This window comes from Antarctobacter heliothermus, assembly GCF_900188425.1.
Lineage (GTDB): Bacteria > Pseudomonadota > Alphaproteobacteria > Rhodobacterales > Rhodobacteraceae > Antarctobacter > Antarctobacter heliothermus.
Map to the genome: position 1 here is coordinate 23,556 of NZ_FZON01000003.1, position 16,478 is coordinate 40,033.

The 16,478-nt window shown below is 59.3% G+C and carries 21 protein-coding genes and 1 tRNA gene; 10 read left to right on the forward strand and 12 right to left on the reverse strand.

Annotation, left to right across the window (positions count from 1 at the left end):
* Positions 1–36: 36 nt before the first annotated feature.
* From CHB90_RS02175 to CHB90_RS02215, 9 genes are all read right to left on the reverse strand, one after another.
* Positions 37–549: a DUF669 domain-containing protein gene (locus CHB90_RS02175; RefSeq protein ID WP_089276219.1), complete on the reverse strand. Its 513-nt coding sequence runs from the start codon at positions 547–549 to the stop codon at positions 37–39.
* 21 nt (positions 550–570) lie between these two features.
* Positions 571–1,317: an ATP-binding protein gene (locus CHB90_RS02180; protein ID WP_089276220.1), complete on the reverse strand. Its 747-nt coding sequence runs from the start codon at positions 1,315–1,317 to the stop codon at positions 571–573.
* Positions 1,317–1,520 (reverse strand): hypothetical protein, encoded by a 204-nt coding sequence (locus CHB90_RS02185; RefSeq protein ID WP_089276221.1) that lies wholly within the window; start codon positions 1,518–1,520, stop codon positions 1,317–1,319. The genes CHB90_RS02180 and CHB90_RS02185 overlap by 1 nt, the downstream gene beginning before the upstream one ends.
* On the reverse strand, positions 1,517–2,017 hold the full coding sequence (locus CHB90_RS02190) for a hypothetical protein (RefSeq protein WP_141135788.1): 501 nt from the start codon (positions 2,015–2,017) through the stop codon (positions 1,517–1,519). The genes CHB90_RS02185 and CHB90_RS02190 overlap by 4 nt, the downstream gene beginning before the upstream one ends.
* Positions 1,995–2,840, reverse strand: coding sequence for a hypothetical protein (locus CHB90_RS02195; RefSeq protein WP_089276223.1), 846 nt, complete (start codon positions 2,838–2,840; stop codon positions 1,995–1,997). Before CHB90_RS02195 ends, CHB90_RS02190 begins: the two co-directional genes overlap by 23 nt.
* Positions 2,837–3,322 (reverse strand): hypothetical protein, encoded by a 486-nt coding sequence (locus CHB90_RS02200; RefSeq protein WP_089276224.1) that lies wholly within the window; start codon positions 3,320–3,322, stop codon positions 2,837–2,839. Before CHB90_RS02200 ends, CHB90_RS02195 begins: the two co-directional genes overlap by 4 nt.
* Before the next feature lie 11 nt (positions 3,323–3,333).
* Positions 3,334–3,543, reverse strand: coding sequence for a helix-turn-helix transcriptional regulator (locus CHB90_RS02205; RefSeq protein ID WP_089276225.1), 210 nt, complete (start codon positions 3,541–3,543; stop codon positions 3,334–3,336).
* 177 nt (positions 3,544–3,720) lie between these two features.
* Positions 3,721–4,626, reverse strand: a complete 906-nt coding sequence (locus CHB90_RS02210) for a hypothetical protein (protein ID WP_141135789.1) — start codon at positions 4,624–4,626, stop codon at positions 3,721–3,723.
* A 16-nt stretch (positions 4,627–4,642) separates the two neighbouring features.
* Complete coding sequence (locus CHB90_RS02215) at positions 4,643–6,061, reverse strand: hypothetical protein (protein ID WP_212591558.1); 1,419 nt, start codon at positions 6,059–6,061, stop codon at positions 4,643–4,645.
* Here CHB90_RS02215 and CHB90_RS02220 point away from each other — a divergent pair.
* The 8 genes from CHB90_RS02220 to CHB90_RS02250 all read left to right on the forward strand — a co-directional run bounded on the left by CHB90_RS02220 (position 6,026) and on the right by CHB90_RS02250 (position 11,795).
* Positions 6,026–6,346 (forward strand): helix-turn-helix domain-containing protein, encoded by a 321-nt coding sequence (locus tag CHB90_RS02220; RefSeq protein WP_027261243.1) that lies wholly within the window; start codon positions 6,026–6,028, stop codon positions 6,344–6,346. The genes CHB90_RS02215 and CHB90_RS02220 overlap by 36 nt on opposite strands.
* Positions 6,343–7,263 (forward strand): ImmA/IrrE family metallo-endopeptidase, encoded by a 921-nt coding sequence (locus CHB90_RS02225; RefSeq protein WP_089276228.1) that lies wholly within the window; start codon positions 6,343–6,345, stop codon positions 7,261–7,263. Before CHB90_RS02220 ends, CHB90_RS02225 begins: the two co-directional genes overlap by 4 nt.
* A 165-nt stretch (positions 7,264–7,428) precedes the next feature.
* Positions 7,429–7,677: a hypothetical protein gene (locus CHB90_RS26085; RefSeq protein WP_141135790.1), complete on the forward strand. Its 249-nt coding sequence runs from the start codon at positions 7,429–7,431 to the stop codon at positions 7,675–7,677.
* 34 nt (positions 7,678–7,711) lie between these two features.
* Positions 7,712–8,161, forward strand: coding sequence for a DUF2924 domain-containing protein (locus tag CHB90_RS02230; protein WP_089276229.1), 450 nt, complete (start codon positions 7,712–7,714; stop codon positions 8,159–8,161).
* Positions 8,161–9,486, forward strand: coding sequence for a recombinase family protein (locus CHB90_RS02235; protein ID WP_089276230.1), 1,326 nt, complete (start codon positions 8,161–8,163; stop codon positions 9,484–9,486). The genes CHB90_RS02230 and CHB90_RS02235 overlap by 1 nt, the downstream gene beginning before the upstream one ends.
* Positions 9,483–9,899 (forward strand): hypothetical protein, encoded by a 417-nt coding sequence (locus CHB90_RS02240; protein WP_089276231.1) that lies wholly within the window; start codon positions 9,483–9,485, stop codon positions 9,897–9,899. Before CHB90_RS02235 ends, CHB90_RS02240 begins: the two co-directional genes overlap by 4 nt.
* A gap of 32 nt (positions 9,900–9,931) precedes the next feature.
* Positions 9,932–10,936: an HIT family protein gene (locus CHB90_RS02245; protein WP_212591559.1), complete on the forward strand. Its 1,005-nt coding sequence runs from the start codon at positions 9,932–9,934 to the stop codon at positions 10,934–10,936.
* Positions 10,937–11,246: 310 nt separating this feature from the next.
* Positions 11,247–11,795: a hypothetical protein gene (locus tag CHB90_RS02250; protein ID WP_141135791.1), complete on the forward strand. Its 549-nt coding sequence runs from the start codon at positions 11,247–11,249 to the stop codon at positions 11,793–11,795.
* Here the strand turns inward: CHB90_RS02250 and CHB90_RS02255 are convergent.
* Entirely contained in the window at positions 11,771–12,613 is an 843-nt protein-coding gene (locus tag CHB90_RS02255; protein WP_089276233.1) for a protein NO VEIN domain-containing protein, read from the reverse strand. The two genes, CHB90_RS02250 and CHB90_RS02255, sit on opposite strands and share 25 nt — an antisense overlap.
* Positions 12,614–12,962: 349 nt before the next feature.
* A tRNA-Ser gene (locus CHB90_RS02260) sits at positions 12,963–13,052 on the reverse strand.
* 63 nt (positions 13,053–13,115) lie between these two features.
* Between CHB90_RS02260 and CHB90_RS26730 the strand changes: the two genes are divergently transcribed.
* Together CHB90_RS26730 and CHB90_RS26735 are read left to right on the forward strand one after the other, a co-directional pair.
* Positions 13,116–13,391, forward strand: a complete 276-nt coding sequence (locus CHB90_RS26730; protein WP_212591560.1) for a hypothetical protein — start codon at positions 13,116–13,118, stop codon at positions 13,389–13,391.
* A 103-nt stretch (positions 13,392–13,494) separates the two neighbouring features.
* Positions 13,495–13,686, forward strand: a complete 192-nt coding sequence (locus tag CHB90_RS26735; RefSeq protein ID WP_212591561.1) for a hypothetical protein — start codon at positions 13,495–13,497, stop codon at positions 13,684–13,686.
* A 121-nt stretch (positions 13,687–13,807) separates the two neighbouring features.
* Here CHB90_RS26735 and acnA read toward each other — a convergent pair whose 3' ends face one another.
* A complete protein-coding gene (gene acnA / locus CHB90_RS02270) occupies positions 13,808–16,477 on the reverse strand; it encodes an aconitate hydratase AcnA (protein WP_089276234.1) in 2,670 nt (889 codons plus the stop codon).
* Position 16,478: the final 1 nt, after the last annotated feature.

Here is a 16,478-nt window from a genome sequence, read left to right on the forward strand (position 1 = left end):
CTGCCCCGGCAAACGGGAGCGGAGCAGCGCGGATCATCAGCCCTTCTTGTTCCAGGGTGCCGAAGCCATCTTGGCGGGCGCGGCGGCCTGCATTGTGGGCGGAGCCGCTGGCGTTGCAGCAGGCTTTGCGGCAGCGGCTGGAGATCCCCCACCTTCGGGCGGCAGATAGGCGATGGCGTTGCTTTCGCCGTAGCCGTTCTTTGGCGGCTTGATCTTCACCTGGATCGTCATCGGGATCAGATGTAACTCCTCGCTGTCGCTGACATGCATCCTGCCCGTCGCATGGCAGATGGCAGACAGCGTGCGCTGCGCGATCTCGACCGTGGTCGGGTTCGGGTTCACCAGGTTCAACTGGTCGAAAATCTTCCGCCCCTTGTATGGGCCATCCAGAATATCCAGCATCAGCCAAAGAAACTGACCCATGCCATTGCGGGTCACGCGCATCTCGCTCTCGACGATCTGGGCGCGGTATTTTCCGGCGGGCAGAAGCTCGTAGGGTGTGGTGGGTTCAACGCTGGTGGCGTCAAATGACGTATCAAAACGTGCCATGGTCGTGTCCTTTCAGGTGAATCATTCGGATTGGGGCATGGCCGCCATGAACTCGGCCCAGCTGAGATCGAGCGTGTCCGGCAGGCCGTAACGGTTTTTGGCGAGAAAGGCGGGGCGCTCTTCGGTGTGCATGACGCGCGCACCGGACCCGAGCGCCCGAGTCACCTTCTTGTTGAAGCCGACATCGGATTTGGCGACCGAGATCCGGTAATTTGCGAACAGCACTACATCCGAATGCTCCTGCAGCAGCGCTGAAGCGCGGGTCTGCAGCTTGATGACATACCGGTCGTAGGGTTCGTGCTCGGGGCTGTCGAACCGCTTGATATCGGTATGGGCAATCTGGATGACCGCCATGCCCTTGCGGTCGCGAAGCGCGTTCAGCTTGTCGAGATATTCACGCCACACGGTCAGTGCTTCGGCATAGCCCTTGCCGAACCCGGGCGTTTCGATCGACTGCCAGCCGTTGCGTTTGCAGGCTTCTGCCCAGATCAGCGGCTCCAACCAGTCGACGCTGTCCACGACAACCGTGCCATAGTCGTGATCTTCCTCAATCAAGGCGTCCAGCGCTTCCGCCACCTCGACATAGCTGGTCGCCAGGGGGAAATGCGGGACCTGCAGCTTGCCAAGCCCGTCTTCGGTCATGATGAACACAGGCCTGTCAGATTCCGCCGCAAAGGTGGATTTGCCAACACCGGCAACGCCGTGCATCAGGATCCGTGGAGGCGTCAGCGCCGTGTTGTTGCGCAGGGATGCGAGAGAAATGGCCATCAGTTTGGGTCTCCGTCAGGATCTGTGTCGAAATCAGGCTGCGAACCGCCTGCCGGCGTGGAGGTCACGGCCACGTAGAGCGCATCGAGCCGGTCGGCCTCAGCGAGGCACTCCAATGCTTTGCGCCGCATGGCGCGCCGCGCGTCTTCAAGCAGATCGAGATCGGCGGCCGGATCGCGGGAAATGGGAGGAAGCGTGTTCATTGCGCAGCCTCCTTGCCGCTGAGATGGGGCAAACCGTTCTGGGTCAGGATGGCGGTGAGACAGTCGCCAAAGCGCCAGGTCGGGTTATCCACCCAAAACTGATCAGCCTGACGCAACGCTTCGCGCCATTCGCGCAAAGCCGCACTGTCATTGGCAATTTGGCGGTGCCGGATCTCGATGGCTCGGGCAAATTCGGTGCGCGTCAATTGGCGGGTCGACACCAGCGTCGTACCTTCAAGATCCATGGCAACGGCCGCTGGCAATGAAAACGGCAGTTCCGCCTGATCCGGCGCAGCGGCTTGCTCTGCTTTGAGCTTCAGGCGGCGTGCCCTTGTGTCGATACGGGTGACAACACCATCGATCCCGGCGAGATACTGCCCGTCCGCATCGATATCATCCCAACGCTTGACAGCAGCCTGGCGCTTATTGACCGCATGGCCAGCCATCACGTCACCGATAATCTCGGCGACAACATCATTCAGTCGCATATGTCCCATTCTGGACCTCCTGTTCGTAAAGGGTGCTGAAGTCATTGAGCCAAGCCGCCGCGCGCCGGATCGGCGCTGTGTCAATGGCATGACGAGAAGCGGGCGGTACGCGGCGTACTGCCTCCGCAGGGTTCGGTTGTTCATCGATGCGCTCGATGATCTCTTCGATCCGACCGCAGATCGCACGATCCTCTTGCGTTCCGAACACCGCGGTCTGGCGCGCCCGTTCCTCCGACGTAAGCGGCGGCGGGCGATCCTCTTCAAGGCGCTGGACGCTGTCCTGCACCCGCTGCAGCCGGTCAATCGAGCGTTGCAGCCGATCATCTGCCGCGCGGCGGACCGCAGACCGCGTGGGTTCCTCGCCCCGGTCGAGACGCTCATCTAGCGCACGCCGGATCAAGCCTGGTTCCGCTGCTTCTGCATCTCTGAGCAGACGTGCTTCGTGGATCTCGCGTCGGTTCAGTCCAAGGTCGGCGGCACTTGGCACAACTTCGTTCGCATCGCGAACGAGGTCAGTCCTGGCACCTTGTCGTCCAACGTCACCATCTGCCTGTGCACCATCATATTCATCAGCCAGTCGGCGCTTTGCGGCTGCCTCGATCTCCAGTGCATGGGCCTGCGCACGATGTGCCGCCGCAACCAGGTCGTCATGCGCGGCTTTGGCCCGGCCCAACCGGGCTGCGCGTTTCGCCGTGTCATAAACAAGGCCCGCTGCCTCGCGTGCCTCCAGAACCTCCGCCGAGGTCTTCGCGTTCGAGAGCATGCTGGCCGCGCGATCGATCATGCCGGGAAGGCTCATATCGTTTCCGGGAATGGGAAGCAGTGCCGTCATGCTGCACCCCCGTTCGGTTCAAACCGAAACTTTGGTTTGCCGGTCCGGACGGTGCGCGCAGGTTCAAAACCCTTGCGCCAGCTTTCTGGCAGCGCGCTGTATTTGCGCTCGGAGACCGACAGCTTGGTGTCGATGAACTCATCCGGGTCTTCGCCAGACGAAGCGATGCTTTCGGCGATCTGGGCGAGTTTCGCCTGATCCCAGTCGATCCGTTTCGCCAGATCAGTAATTACGGTGACGCCGTCATCTTCAAAGCGGATCGTGCCCGTGTCCTTGCCCGCCTCAGCGCGGCATTCGGCAGCACGGTCAGCGTATTTCAGTGAGATGGCACCATCGAGCCAATCCGAGACCATCTTGGCTTGGGTGAACTGCTGATCGGCAGCATCCTTCAGCATTGCCAGCTGATCCGCAGGCAGTGCCGCGATCTGACCAACCGGCATGCAGTGGATATCGGCCAGTGTAATATGGTTTGAAATTGTCATGTCGTCCCCTCTCACGCCGACATCGGGCGGTGGGGCTCGTGGTCAGCGCCACGGATTTGCTCGGCCTCAAAGCCCTCGACATCTTCGAGCCGGTAGATGACCCGGCCGCCGAGTTTGATGAATTTCGGGCCTTCGCCCGTGTACCGCCACCGCTCCAGTGTGCGGTGCGAGATGTTCCAGCGAGCCGCCAGCTCGATCTGGGAAAGGTGTCTTAGCGCCATGTGAACCTCCTTGGGGTTTTTGCGAACACTTGCGGGGCCAATATTGCTGAGGGAGTGGGAGGCACCGTGGAGGCAGGCGGGAGGCAAACTGGGAGGCAGTGAAAATGGCTGGCCATAAATGAAAAAAAAGCCGCCCCGAAGGACGGCTTTTTGCCAAAATAATTTGAGGGTGGTGGATTAGGGGTTGATCCAGCAGTTTCCGTCGTCAACCTTGATGAACCGCCATTTTTCGGCGCTGCGACCAAAAGCTTTCTTCAACGTGTTCACCTTGCCGCCATAACCCGCCTCTTCCAGAACTGCCGCCAAGCGCAGCACCTGTGAATTCGACCAGTAGGCTTCAAATAGTATCTGCAGAAAGCGGCGCTGTTTATCCCCACCGAATGTCAGAGTTTCGTCCCGATGCCAGACGATCCCGCAATCATCCGAATGGTCGATCGGGAACTTGCGCTGAACCTGGCCTGGAAACACACGGGCACCAAGCGCCTGCGGCGAGATCGCGAGCTTGCCAGGTGCGCTGGCCACATCGGCAATGCTGACGACGATGTTCCGCTTGTTCGCCGTCAATGGGATACGATCGCCTGGTGTCGAGGTCAGGACGACACGCACGTCGTCTGGCGGCCTGCGTTCCAGAAGGGCATTAATCTTGTCCCAAACAGAAGCATCGGCGAGGCGGCGCGCGTACCAGACCGGCACCGGAGCTTTCGCCCCTGCCAGCCTGATAGTTCCAATATCCCAAGCAAAGCCGTCAATTAATGGTGCCGGGCGTGGCGGCCCAGCACGATCAAACGCGACCAGCAACTTGGCAAAGATCAACGGATAATCGACCGCCAGCGCGGCGATATCCTCTGGGTCGACCGTTATCCAGCGACCGACACTGTTAAGATAGCCGTACTGTCTGCGTTCGGCACACCACTCCGCCGGGATGGGCTCATCCTCGAAGTTGTCCATCGCTGTGACGACCGGGATAAGCCCGGACGCCACCAGCAGCTTAGCCCCGAGCAACTGATCCGTTGCCCGAGGCGCTATCTGCCGCAATGTCGCCCCTTGCACCTTGGCAGCACGGGTTTCCATCACCTGCAACAACAGGTCTACTGCCCGCTTACTCAATGAGGTCGCCGATATCTGCGGTGTCGGTCAGGATGCCCCAACGGCGCAGATACTTTTCGCCGATCAGACGCTCATGTGGGGTCATGTCCTTCAGGCTACAGCCATGAGGCATTGTGACTTTGAGCGTCAGGGATTTTCCCCGGCCGCCGCTTGCGCCCGGGTGGAACTTGATCGTGAACCGTGCGCGCGTGATGACCCATTCCGGCACTTCGGTCGCGATCGGCAGCACATGTCCGGTGCCACCGATATCCAAGCCGATCCGCTTTTCCGCCATCTCCCAGACAGAGCGGTCGGCACCCGACATGGATTCCAGCGTGATCCGCTCGTTGCGCTCGCCAACTTCCATGAAACGCAGTTCCTTCACGGTGACGCCCGTGATCCCGTCCTCGATATCAGTCGGGAAATCGAAGGGCTTGAGCAGCATGCTGAGATCGTATTCCCGCAGGGGGATGTGTTTTTCGTCAAAAACGATCCCCAGCAGATCACGCGCCATAAACGCGGTCAGGTCCTTCCGGTCTTCCAGCGTGTTGGCCACCACCTCGATAACGCCGGTATCGGCCTCATAGGTCAGCGCCGCCTCGAAAACCGGCTTCACGATGCGCCGCGACAACGTGCTGTTCGCGTCGAACTCCAACATGTCTTCCGGCCGTCCTTCGCGATAAACTGCGATCTGGACGAGATCGCATTCCTGATCATCAAGGATGACGCGGTGGCGGTCGAAAACATCAACATGGACATGCGGCGTTGCGAAACGGTCACGGATCGCCTTGGTGAAGGCAGCAACCGAGACGGCATCCCGGCGGACGGCGCGGTCTTTCTCAACTTCAAAGCCGCTCCAGGACCGGCCCCGGCGCCGTTCATCGTTGTAGCGGACCTCTTCTGCCTTTCGGAACTGGTCCGGTTCATTCAGAAACACCCAAAGCGACCGGTTGTTCGCCCCCTCCAACGTGTCGAACACTGCCCGGTCAATAACGACATTCTGCAGGGCGTTCTGGCCGGGCTCATCGGCAAGGGCTGCGACCTGACCGGCATTCATGACAACGCGCTGTTTTTCGTCATCGTTCATGTCGTCGACAGCCTTGATCAGGGGCTCGACAACCTCCGACTCAGGTCTGGTCCAATCGACCGGCGCAAGGGACGTGAACCCTGAACCCGTGAAATAGTCTTGCAGTCGGGGGACGGGGGTCTTGCGGAGGAAGGCGGCAATAGCGGTCATGGGAGCCCTTTCTTGGCCATGATGAGGAGGGAATCGACGCAAAGCGATACGCAGGCGTTCGGTGTAGACCGAACAAAACGCCACGTCTACTTGCGCGCTACGATTTTGTTCGGCATACCGAACAAGCTTCCTGCAACCAAGGAAAACAAGGATGATACGATGACCACGTCCCTCGGTGCCAAGATCAAGCGCCACCGCCAGGAAAAGGGATACTCCCTCGACAAGCTCGCGGAACTGACCGACTCGAGCAAGAGCTATATCTGGGAATTGGAAAACCGCGACGCACGAAAGCCGTCCGGAGAAAAACTGACACGGATCGCTCAGGCCCTCGAGGTCACCACCGATTATCTGCTGGATGAAAGTGAGGAGCCCGGAGACGCAGTTCTGAAGGAGGCCTTCTTTCGCAAATTCAGCAAACTAGCCCCGGACGACCAGGCGAAGATCAATCAGATGATCGATATGTGGGGAAAGAAGGATTGAGCCTGCCGACGACGCCCCAAGGATGGGCGATCCGCCTTACGCAGATCCTGTCGCTATATCAGGCGGCGCATGGGCTGCCGCGGTTTCCGATCGATGTGGCGGCGCTGGCGCAGGATTTTTCGCGACAGGTGTTTCCGGACGCGCCGATCACCATGGTCGGCGGGCTGGAAATGTCTAAAGGCGTGGAAGGCATGTTGATGCCGCACCCCAACGGTTCCGGTGAGTGGGGTATCATTTACAATGAGACCATCCGTTCGCCGGGGCGGCGGAACTTCACGTTGGCCCATGAACTGGGCCACTACCTGCTGCACCGGCAGACCAATCCCAACGGCCTCGAATGTAGCAACCGCAACATGGCTGACTGGGATGAGGGCCGGAACAAGATCGAAGGTGAGGCCAATACCTTCGCCTCCTACCTGTTGATGCCGCTCGACGATTTCCGTGAGCAGATCAAGGGACGCGTCATCGATATCGATGTGATGACTGATTTGGCCGACCGCTATGCCGTGTCGCTCACGGCGGCGATCCTGAAATGGATGACCATCACCGACAAACGGGCGATGATCGTGGTAGGCAAGGAGGGATTCATCGACTGGGCATGGTCCAGCGAGCCGTTGCTGAAATCCGGCGTCTTTTACAGGGCGCGGCAAACCGTGACCGAGATGCCAGCCGCCTCCTTGGCCGCGCAGGAGGTGGACTGGGATACTTGTCGCCATGGTCACCTCCATCCGGCAGGTGTCTGGTTGGGATCTGAGCCTGTCCATGAAATGACGGTGTTCTCGCCCCGCAACGACCAGATGACGATCTCGCTGCTGCTTTATCCTGACCGCGCTCCATCCCGCTGGGAAATGGCCGAGCTGGAAGAAGAGCAGACCATCGATACATTCGACAAATTCATGGATGGTCGCACAGGCTGATTCGGCTCTGTGACTCCAATTGGCACCCCCTACGGGCGCATAGTCATTGCGCAGAAATACGCGGCTCTACGCGCAGGTCGATGCTGTCCTTAAATTATTGAATTGCTTGTGATTTCCTGATTTCGAGATACATTGACGGCATCATTCCAATCGCGAAAAGTCGCCATGTCCAGCATCACATCAGGCCCGATTTCGGGTCCTAATCCTCTTTGTCCTGAGCGCATGTCAGCGGACGCGCGCCTCGAAGAACTCGGTCGTATTCTGGCGGCTGGCGTCATTCGCCTGAACGCCGAAAACGCCAGTTCTTTATCTGCCGAAGGCGGAGACAGTTTCGTGGACTTCTCGCCCCGAAAGAGCGGTGGTCGTCGGACAAAACGTATCCGCATCGGAGGAATTGATGAAGCATCACAATAAGATAACCCCTAAAAAACCTGGGCAGGACGGAGCGATGGATCAAACCGTCCTGGCCCGCCTGGCCGCTTTGAAGACCATGTCGGTCAAAGACCTGAAGGCTGAATGGGAAAAGCTCATCGGCAGCGCCGCGCCGAACAACAGCAGGACCTTTTTAGAAATCCGCATCGCCTATCGCATCCAAGAACTGACCTACGGCGGCCCCGACCGGGAAACGCGCCGCATGTTGGATCTGCTGGCCGATGAGGTTGAGGGTGTCGCCCGGAGGAAAAACCAGATCGCCGATCCGCGCAATCCAGTCATAGGCACCAAGCTCATCCGGGAATGGGACGGGGTCGAGCAGACGGTGATCGTCCTGAAAGACGGTTTCGACTGGCAGGGCCGGAAGTTCAAATCGCTCTCGGCCGTGGCCCGTGCCATCACCGGAACGCGCTGGAATGGCTATCGCTTCTTCGGCCTGCGTGAACGCAAACGGGAGGAGGCATGATGGACATCAACGCCCGCCCCAACCGCCGCCTGCGCTGTGCCATCTACACCCGCAAGTCGAGCGAGGAAGGGCTCGACATGGAATTCAATAGCCTCGATGCCCAGCGGGAGGCCTGCGAAGCCTATATCGCCAGCCAGCGATCCGAGGGCTGGGTTGCGACCCGCGAACGTTACGACGATGGCGGTTTTTCCGGTGGCACCCTCGAACGTCCAGGTCTCAAGCAGCTTCTGGCCGACATCGACGACGGGTTGATCGACGTGGTCGTGGTTTACAAGATCGACCGTCTGTCGCGGTCGCTGATGGATTTTTCTAAGCTGGTTGAGATCTTCGACCGCAATGGCGTCACCTTCGTCTCGGTCACGCAGTCGTTCAATACCACCACGTCGATGGGGCGGCTGACGCTGAACATCCTGCTGTCATTTGCCCAGTTCGAACGCGAGGTCATCGGCGAACGCATTCGCGACAAGGTGGCGGCATCGCGCAAACGCGGGATCTGGATGGGTGGCTATGTTCCGCTGGGTTATGATGTGCAGGATCGCAAACTGTTGGTGAACGATGCCGAAGCCGCATCGGTCCGGCGCATCTTCGAGCGGTTTGTCGAACTCGGGTCCGCCACGGTCCTGGCGCGCGAACTCCGCCGCGACGGCTTCCGCAACAAGCAGGGTACGCTGATCGACAAGGGCTACCTCTATCGGCTCCTGAACAACCGCGTTTATCGTGGTGAAGCCGTCCACAAGGGCAAGGCTTATCCCGGCGAGCACGACGCCATCATCGACGAGGACCTCTGGGATCGGGCGCACGCCATCCTGCAGGAAAGCCCGCGCAAACGTGCCAATAACAGCCGGTCGCAGACACCTGCGCTTTTGAAGGGGCTGATCTTCAGCGAAACCGGCGCGGCCATGACGCCCACAAGTACGAAAAAGGGCGCGAAGCTTTACCGCTACTATGTGTCAATGGACGTCATCCGGAACCGCGAGACCGGCGAAGAGACCGCCCCGATGCGGCTGGCGGCCGGAATGGTTGAGGACGCGGTCGTGACCGAGGTCCGCCGTATTCTGCAAACGCCGGAGGTGGTGACACAGGTGATTGCGGCCCTGAAGATGGAAAATGGCGCGATTTCTGAGGCCGACATCATCGGGGCACTGCATGAGTTCACCGCGCTCTGGGCGCAGCTGTTCCCAGCCGAGCAGGCACGGATCATCCAGCTTCTAATCCGTCGTGTCACCGTCACAGCCGACGGCTTGGAGGTGGACATCAGGCGCGAAGGGATCGCAGGCGTCATCCGCGAGATGGTCACGCCGCGCAATCTGGAGGCGGCAGAATGACGAAGGCCAATGACACGATCCGCGTGCTGATCCCGCTGACGGTCCGCAAAAAGAACGGTCGGCCGAAAATAATGCCGCCCGCCGATTACAGACCAAGCGAGGACCAAGCCCAAGACCCGCATATACTGCGCGCCATCGGCCGGGCCTGGGGCTGGCGGCGGCGCATGGACGCTGGCGAGTTCAGCACGATCCAGGAACTGGCCGAAGCCGTCGGTCTGGCCGAACGCCATGTCAGCCGCCAGTTGCGGCTGGCGTACTTGGCACCGGAGGTGCTGAAACGGCTGGCCTGCGGGCGCGAGGCATCGGCCGTGACGGTCATGCATATGACTGAATGCGCGGCGCTGTCGTGGCATCAACAGGCGGCCGTGGTTTTCGGCGGAACGTCAGATGCCCCAAAGCATTACCAAGGCTAGATTTTCCTTGGCTTATCGGCCACCTTCGGCCCATGAGCGCAAACTTATCCTTTCAACAGCTTGAGACCTACATCCGCCAACAGATGCGGATGTCGCATGTATATCAGCCGGTCATGCTTCAGGTTCTGCTGGAAAAGGGTGGCTCCGCATCGACTGAGGACGTTGCCAAGGCTCTGCTGAGCTATGATCGCTCGCAGGTCGAATACTATGAAATCCGTACAAAAAACATGGTTGGCAAGGTCCTCACGCAGAATGGCGTGATCGAGCCGGTCAAAGATGGACGGCGCATTGTCGGCTACAGGCTGGCGGCCAGCGATCTGTCTGAACAGGAAATCGCTGCACTCGTTGATCTCTGCCAGCAACGTCTGTCCGCCTATATCGGTCAGCGAGGTGATGGCATTTGGGGGCACCGCGGCATTGCGGATGGCTATGTTCCTGGCTCGGTTCGATATGAGGTCCTAAAGCGGGCCAAACACCGCTGTGAGCTTTGCGGGGCCCATGAAGAACAGGCTGCCCTGCATGTCGATCATATCGTGCCACGCACCAAAGGCGGCAGCGACGACTTGAGCAACTTTCAGGCGCTCTGCGTCACATGCAACACGAACAAGCGAGACAGGGACGATACCGATTTCAGGGAGGTTCTGGCCTCCTATGGTGCCAGAGAAGAAGCCTGCGTGTTTTGCGGGATTGGCGCAGACAGGATCGTCGCCGAGAACGAACTCTGCTACGCGATCCGCGATGGGTTTCCCGTTACCCCAATGCACACGCTGGTCATCGCCAAGCGGCATGTGGCCGATTACTTCGACCTCTATCAGCCCGAGTTGAACGCGATCCAATCAATGCTCAAGGCACAACGCGAACAAATCCTAGCCGAGGATCCCGCTGTCAGAGGCTTCAATGTCGGGATCAACGCCGGGACCGATGCCGGTCAGACCATCTTCCATGTCCACGTTCACCTGATCCCGCGCCGGGAGTACGACGTTGCCGACCCCCGCGGCGGTGTGCGAGGGGTCATCCCTGAGAAGCAGAAGTATTAGGATGAAATGCGATCAGTTTACCCCGCGATGGGTCGCCGAAGGCTTCTACCTAACGTAAGGTGGCAATGAAAATATGACTCTAAAGTACAAGAGGCTTACAAAAATGAACCGAGCGGAAATATCTCGATCAACCAAGGAATCATCAAAAGAGTGGATTGAGAAATTTCCAAAAGTTGCAGCCATGGAACGGGACCCACGGGGCCTCCCGATCCCCGCGAACGTTAGCCGCGACTCGAAGAATGGAAAGCCATTTTTCGCGATAACAAATTTGATACAAGAGATAGAACTTTTTTGCTCCCAAAAGTGCGCCGTGACCGGAACGCTGCTCAACGTAGAAGACGTCTGGTTCATTACCACTCCGGACTTGGCTTTCGTACCATTCGGACTCCTATTGGACGCCCCGATGTGCGGGGAGGCTAAAGACTTTACATTACGAGTCTGCCCATACTTTGGAGTAAGAAATTATGATCGCCTTTCCGATACGCAGGCGAAAGCGATGGCTCCAAAGCTTTCCGATGCAAGCTCAGGCAAACGCTATGAGACCCCTGCTGAATTCGTGGCAGTCAAAGTCACAGGATTCCAGGGAGAACCTACCGCAGAAGGCATGCGATATATACCGAGTCGGCATTATGCGAGTATTGAATTCTGGGAAGAGCGCAACTGCCTGCGTGTCATTGATGGTAAAGGCGTCCGGGCGGAGATTGCTCAGGGACTGGAAAAAGCCTTGACGACCTGTCCGCCTGCACAGTGGCCGAACTGGGCGACAATGTCTCTAGATGGAAGTCTGAACGGGCGCTGGCCTTGGGCGCAACCTGAGATGAAGGAACTTCTGCTTCAAGAGGCTAGAAAGTTCGCCTGAAACGTCGTCGCGGTCAGCGAGACATGTGCGTCCAGCGGCGGGTGCAGTTCGAACGCCTTCGGCTCCCGCGAGAAATTCCAGAGCCGGAACAGACGCCATTCCGACCGGCACTCCTCGGCCACGGCCAACTCGTTGCGGGTGATGTGGAAGGGCGTGCGCTCCCAGCCGTTCGTGGTCTTGACCTCGATCAGCCGGGGTAGCCCGTCCGGCGCGAAACTCGCGATGTCGTAGCCCGCGCCATCGCCATCCTCCTCCGACACCCAGCGCACCTTGCGCGCCAGATCGTCCCGTCCTGCCGTTCGCAATGCCGCCCGTTCATGCGCCAGGACACGTTCCTCTCCAGCGCGGCCGAGGGCCCGGTTGCGCTCGTCCCGCCCAGCCACGTCGAATTTTCGGGCGATATGCAACATCTGCTCCAGTTCTTGCGGCGGCGGCTGGTTCGACAACGTCGGTGATGGTCCAGTCCAGATCTGCGCAGCCTCGCGCAAGCCATTTGCTGGTCGCGAGCCTGGCATCCGCCCAAGCCAAGCCGGGTTCCATGCCAACCAGCGCGCCACAGCATCAACCAAGGTCATCTGGAAATTGAACGCTGGCTTGTAGCCGGGGATCCAATCTTCGCCGAGCCCCTTCAGCACCGCGCTGATATTCTGATGCTTGAACTCGATCGAGCCTTCCGTTCGGCTTCGCAAATGAGGCATCAAACTGCGCCGGTGCTGAGCCTTGTTGTAGGGACGGCCCGCCATGTCCTCGGCCAGCATCGCGAAGTAATCCGCGACGATCAGGTCGTTTTCTTCATCTGTCCAGGGCCCGTTCGACATGCCGCCAGGCTATGAGCGGAAAGTCTGTTTGTCATCAACGACTTCTCGCGACCGTTCGCACCGTTTCGAAGAACCACGCCGCCTTCGAGTGTCTCCGTTTGCTTTGATAGCGGTCTAACCGGCCTCAACTGCGGCGTAATCCATTTTCGGCAAGCATCTGAAAAGAATAACAGTTTTGAATGCGTCTCGATTTGGGTGAAGGGCGGGTGAAAGGAGACCCGGGGCGTTCGGAGACCAATTTGGGGCCAACGGCCAGTCTCCGAAAGTCGGATGGCCTCGTTAAACCCCTTTGAACCAAAAAGAAAAAAGGCCCGCACTGGGGCCTCGTCTCGGGTTCGCGAATGGTTTGTGGCGGAGAGGAAGGGATTCGAACCCTCGAGGCGGTCTCCCGCCTACACACTTTCCAGGCGTGCGCCTTCGACCACTCGGCCACCTCTCCGCCGCCACGTTTAGCAAGTAGGGAACAGGGACTGCAAGGGGCATTCTTTGCGGGAAAGTGAGCATGTTGCGACCCAGCCCAGAGTTGTGCATCGACAGCGCCAAGCGCCTCATCCTGGGGGAGGTGAGCCGCGCCGGGCTTGCCGGGATCTGGACTTGGCCGAGAGCCTCTGCGGCGCTGGATGCGGGTGGCCGTGAACCCGATTGGGAAGGTGACGAACTTGCACGGCCCACGCCCTCCTGCCTGAACGGAGGATATGCCATGGCAAAGAAGTCTGCCGGCGACCACCCGGAGCTGAAGTTGATCGTTCCCGCCGCAGCGGCCATCGATATCGGATAGACGATGCACATGTCCGCGGTAAACCCTGACAGCACGGACGCGCGCGTTCGGCGCGGTCAAGCGGGACCTGCATGATCCGGTAGAACAGTTCCGGTCCTGTGGCGTGACCAGCGTGGCGATGGAGTCCGCCGGGGTCTACCAGATACCGACGTTCGAGATCCTTGAACGGCACGCCTTGCCCTCAGAGGCGACTTGGGTCGACTCCAAGGAGAACAACGTCAGGGTCCATGCGCAATTCAGTATGACCATGGCGCTCTGCTATCTCGTCAAGCACCCGAAACTCTTGGGCGCCTGACGAGCGGGGCAACGCCGATTTGGCGACCTCAGCCGCAGGGCCTGACCTTCAATCTACGACGGCGGGAACACCGCCCTTTCAGCCAGACGTCTTCAGTAGCCTGCCAATGTGAAAGGCTGTCTCAGTCCGGGTCCGCCTTGAGCATGTCGTTCAGCGCATAAGGCAAGATGCCTCCAGCCGCGTATATCTGGGTTTCGCGGGCTGTTTCGAGTCGGCATTGGAGCGGAACACGACCAGAAATACTGCCATCTGGCGCGCTGATCTGCAGATAGCCGCGTGCTCCGGGCGCCAGCCCTCCATCAAATACAACGTCAAAGGACTCGTCGCCGGTGAGCCCTAGGCTCTTGGCGCTGTGGTCATCCGTGAACTGTAGCGGTAACACCCCCATCCCGATCAAGTTAGACCGATGAATTCGTTCAAAACTTTCGGCGATCACGCATTGCACGCCGAGAATCCGCGTTCCCTTTGCTGCCCAATCGCGTGAAGAGCCGTTGCCATAGTTTCTTCCTGCGATCACGATTTGGGGAACGTCGTCGGCCCGGTATCTGGCCGCTGCTTCATAAATGGTGCAGGTGTCGCCTGTCGGGACGTGTCGTGTGACGCCGCCTTCGGTGCCGGGCACCATCAGATTCCGGATACGGATATTGGCGAAGGCGCCTCGAACCATGACGTTGTGGTTGCCACGTCGCCCGATATAGGAACTGAATCGGTTTTCCGGCACGCCGAGCGACAAAAGGTATTGTCCGGCTGCACTGTCGGCCGGAATGGCGGACCCGGGAGAGATGTGATCCGTTGTTATGTCGTCGCCAAGGATCAAAAGGGTTCGAGCCTGTTCTAAATGGAACCGGCTGACATCGCGGACTGCGCCGGTGGCATCGTCCAGAAAGGGCGGGCGCAACAGGTAGGTGCTATCGGGATCCCAATCGAAATCTTCACCCGCAGGAACGGTCAACGTGTCCCAGAATTCATCGGCTTCGTGCATTCGACTGTATTGATCGCGGAACTCGTCGGCGGTGACGATTTCTTGTGTTACACGTTCAATCTCGGTGGCGTCGGGCCAGATATCGGCCATATAGACCGGTTCGCCCTTTGCATTTTCGCCAATCGGATCATTGGCGAGGTCGATGCAAATGGTGCCCGCAAGGGCATAGGCGACGATTAGCGGAGGCGATGCAAGATAGGCGGCGCGCACCAGCGGATGGGTGCGACCTTCGAAGTTGCGGTTGCCGGACAGAACTGCCGTAACGGTCAGCTTCCGGTCGCGGATTTCCTGCTCGATCTCAGGGGCAAGCTGGCCGGAGCCGCCCGCACAGGTCATGCAGCCAAACCCAGTCACCTGAAACCCGAGCTGGTCGAGCGCATCCTGAAGGCCCGATCTTGTCAAATAGGAGGATACCACGCGGGACCCGGGCGACAGCGAAGTCTTCACCTTCCGATCAACACTCAACCCGGCCGCGACGGCGTTTCGCGCAATCAGCCCGGCGGCGATCATCAACGAAGGATTGGACGTGTTTGTACAGGACGTGATCGCCGCGATCACGATGTCCCCATCTGTGAGGGAGTTTGCTTGGGTTGATGATTCTGGTGATTGCTCACGGCCCCTCGTGGCAAGGAAGTCGTCGAAGCTGTTTGGCACGTCCGGCAGGTTGAGTCTGTCTTGCGGGCGGCGGGGGCCCGCTGCGGATGGGCGGATCTTGTCCAATTCGATCGTGATCACCTGCCGGTATTCGGGGGGGGCGGCGTTCCCATTGGCCCACATCATCTGGGCCCGGGCATAGGCTTCTGTCAGGGCAATATCGTCATCGTTGCGCCCGGTCTGACGTAGAAACTCCATCGCCTTGGCATCTAGCGGCGAAAAGCCCATGTTGGCGCCGTATTCAGGGGCCATGTTTCCCAAAGTTGCCCGGTCGGGAACGCTCAGGGAATCGAGTCCTTGACCATGAAATTCAACCATCTTGCCTACAAGGTCTTGTTTGCGCAAAAGCTCGGTTGCGGTCAGCACAAGGTCGGTGCTGGTCACGCCGGGCTGCAGGTGGCCGGTCAGTTTACACCCAATGACATCGGGAAAGGCCATGGAAATCGGCAGCCCTAGCAGGGCACCGCCGGCCTCAATGCCGCCAACGCCCCACCCCAGGACGCCCAGACCGTTGATCGTGGGTGTATGGCTGTCCATGCCGACCAGCGTGTCCGGGTAAGCCCAGAGATCGCCTTCGACCATTTCGCTGCGCACGGGTCGCGCGAGGTATTCCAGATTGATCTGGTGAACGATGCCCTTGCCCGGCGAGAACAGGCGGAAATTGCGGAAATTTGCCTGGGACCACTTCAGGAAGGTGTAGCGCTCGACGTTTAGCTCGTATTCCAATGCGATATTGCGACGGGCGGCATCGGCCGTTCCAGCAAATTGTGTAACGACAGAATGGTCGATGACCAACTCTGCGGGAATCCTCGGATTGACCAGTTTCGGGTCGCCGCCACGTTCAATGACAGCGGCGCGCATGGCCGTCAGGTCCGCCAAGAGCGGCACACCGGAGGAATCTGGCATCAGGACCCGGGCTGGATAGAATTCTATATCGCCGACATTCTCGCCCCGGGCGACCGCGGCAACCAGATCGGCGGCATCGCTGTCATCTTTCATGTTGCGCAACAGATTCTCCAGCAGGATCCGCGTCACAAAGGGGAGTTTTTCTATCTGTGCGCCCGGTACTGCATCTTGCAGATGCCTCAAGGACGCATAGCGGTAGCTTTTGCCGTTCACGTCGAGAACGGCATCATGGGATTGATCAGGTGTCATA

Bases quoted from the DNA above. Each gene is read 5' to 3' on its own strand.
- CHB90_RS26085 (WP_141135790.1), top strand. From the start codon at position 7,429: ATGTCCAGCATCACATCAGGCCCGATTTCGGGTCCTAATCCTCTTTGT.
- CHB90_RS26730 (WP_212591560.1), top strand. From the start codon at position 13,116: ATGTTGCGACCCAGCCCAGAGTTGTGCATCGACAGCGCCAAGCGCCTC.
- CHB90_RS02230 (WP_089276229.1), top strand. From the start codon at position 7,712: ATGGATCAAACCGTCCTGGCCCGCCTGGCCGCTTTGAAGACCATGTCG.
- acnA (WP_089276234.1), bottom strand. From the start codon at position 16,477: ATGACACCTGATCAATCCCATGATGCCGTTCTCGACGTGAACGGCAAA.
- CHB90_RS02220 (WP_027261243.1), top strand. From the start codon at position 6,026: ATGACCACGTCCCTCGGTGCCAAGATCAAGCGCCACCGCCAGGAAAAG.
- CHB90_RS02245 (WP_212591559.1), top strand. From the start codon at position 9,932: ATGAGCGCAAACTTATCCTTTCAACAGCTTGAGACCTACATCCGCCAA.
- CHB90_RS02175 (WP_089276219.1), bottom strand. From the start codon at position 549: ATGGCACGTTTTGATACGTCATTTGACGCCACCAGCGTTGAACCCACC.
- CHB90_RS02180 (WP_089276220.1), bottom strand. From the start codon at position 1,317: ATGGCCATTTCTCTCGCATCCCTGCGCAACAACACGGCGCTGACGCCT.
- CHB90_RS02235 (WP_089276230.1), top strand. From the start codon at position 8,161: ATGGACATCAACGCCCGCCCCAACCGCCGCCTGCGCTGTGCCATCTAC.
- CHB90_RS02185 (WP_089276221.1), bottom strand. From the start codon at position 1,520: ATGAACACGCTTCCTCCCATTTCCCGCGATCCGGCCGCCGATCTCGAT.
- CHB90_RS02190 (WP_141135788.1), bottom strand. From the start codon at position 2,017: ATGGGACATATGCGACTGAATGATGTTGTCGCCGAGATTATCGGTGAC.
- CHB90_RS02200 (WP_089276224.1), bottom strand. From the start codon at position 3,322: ATGACAATTTCAAACCATATTACACTGGCCGATATCCACTGCATGCCG.
- CHB90_RS02195 (WP_089276223.1), bottom strand. From the start codon at position 2,840: ATGACGGCACTGCTTCCCATTCCCGGAAACGATATGAGCCTTCCCGGC.
- CHB90_RS02240 (WP_089276231.1), top strand. From the start codon at position 9,483: ATGACGAAGGCCAATGACACGATCCGCGTGCTGATCCCGCTGACGGTC.
- CHB90_RS02205 (WP_089276225.1), bottom strand. From the start codon at position 3,543: ATGGCGCTAAGACACCTTTCCCAGATCGAGCTGGCGGCTCGCTGGAAC.
- CHB90_RS02255 (WP_089276233.1), bottom strand. From the start codon at position 12,613: ATGTCGAACGGGCCCTGGACAGATGAAGAAAACGACCTGATCGTCGCG.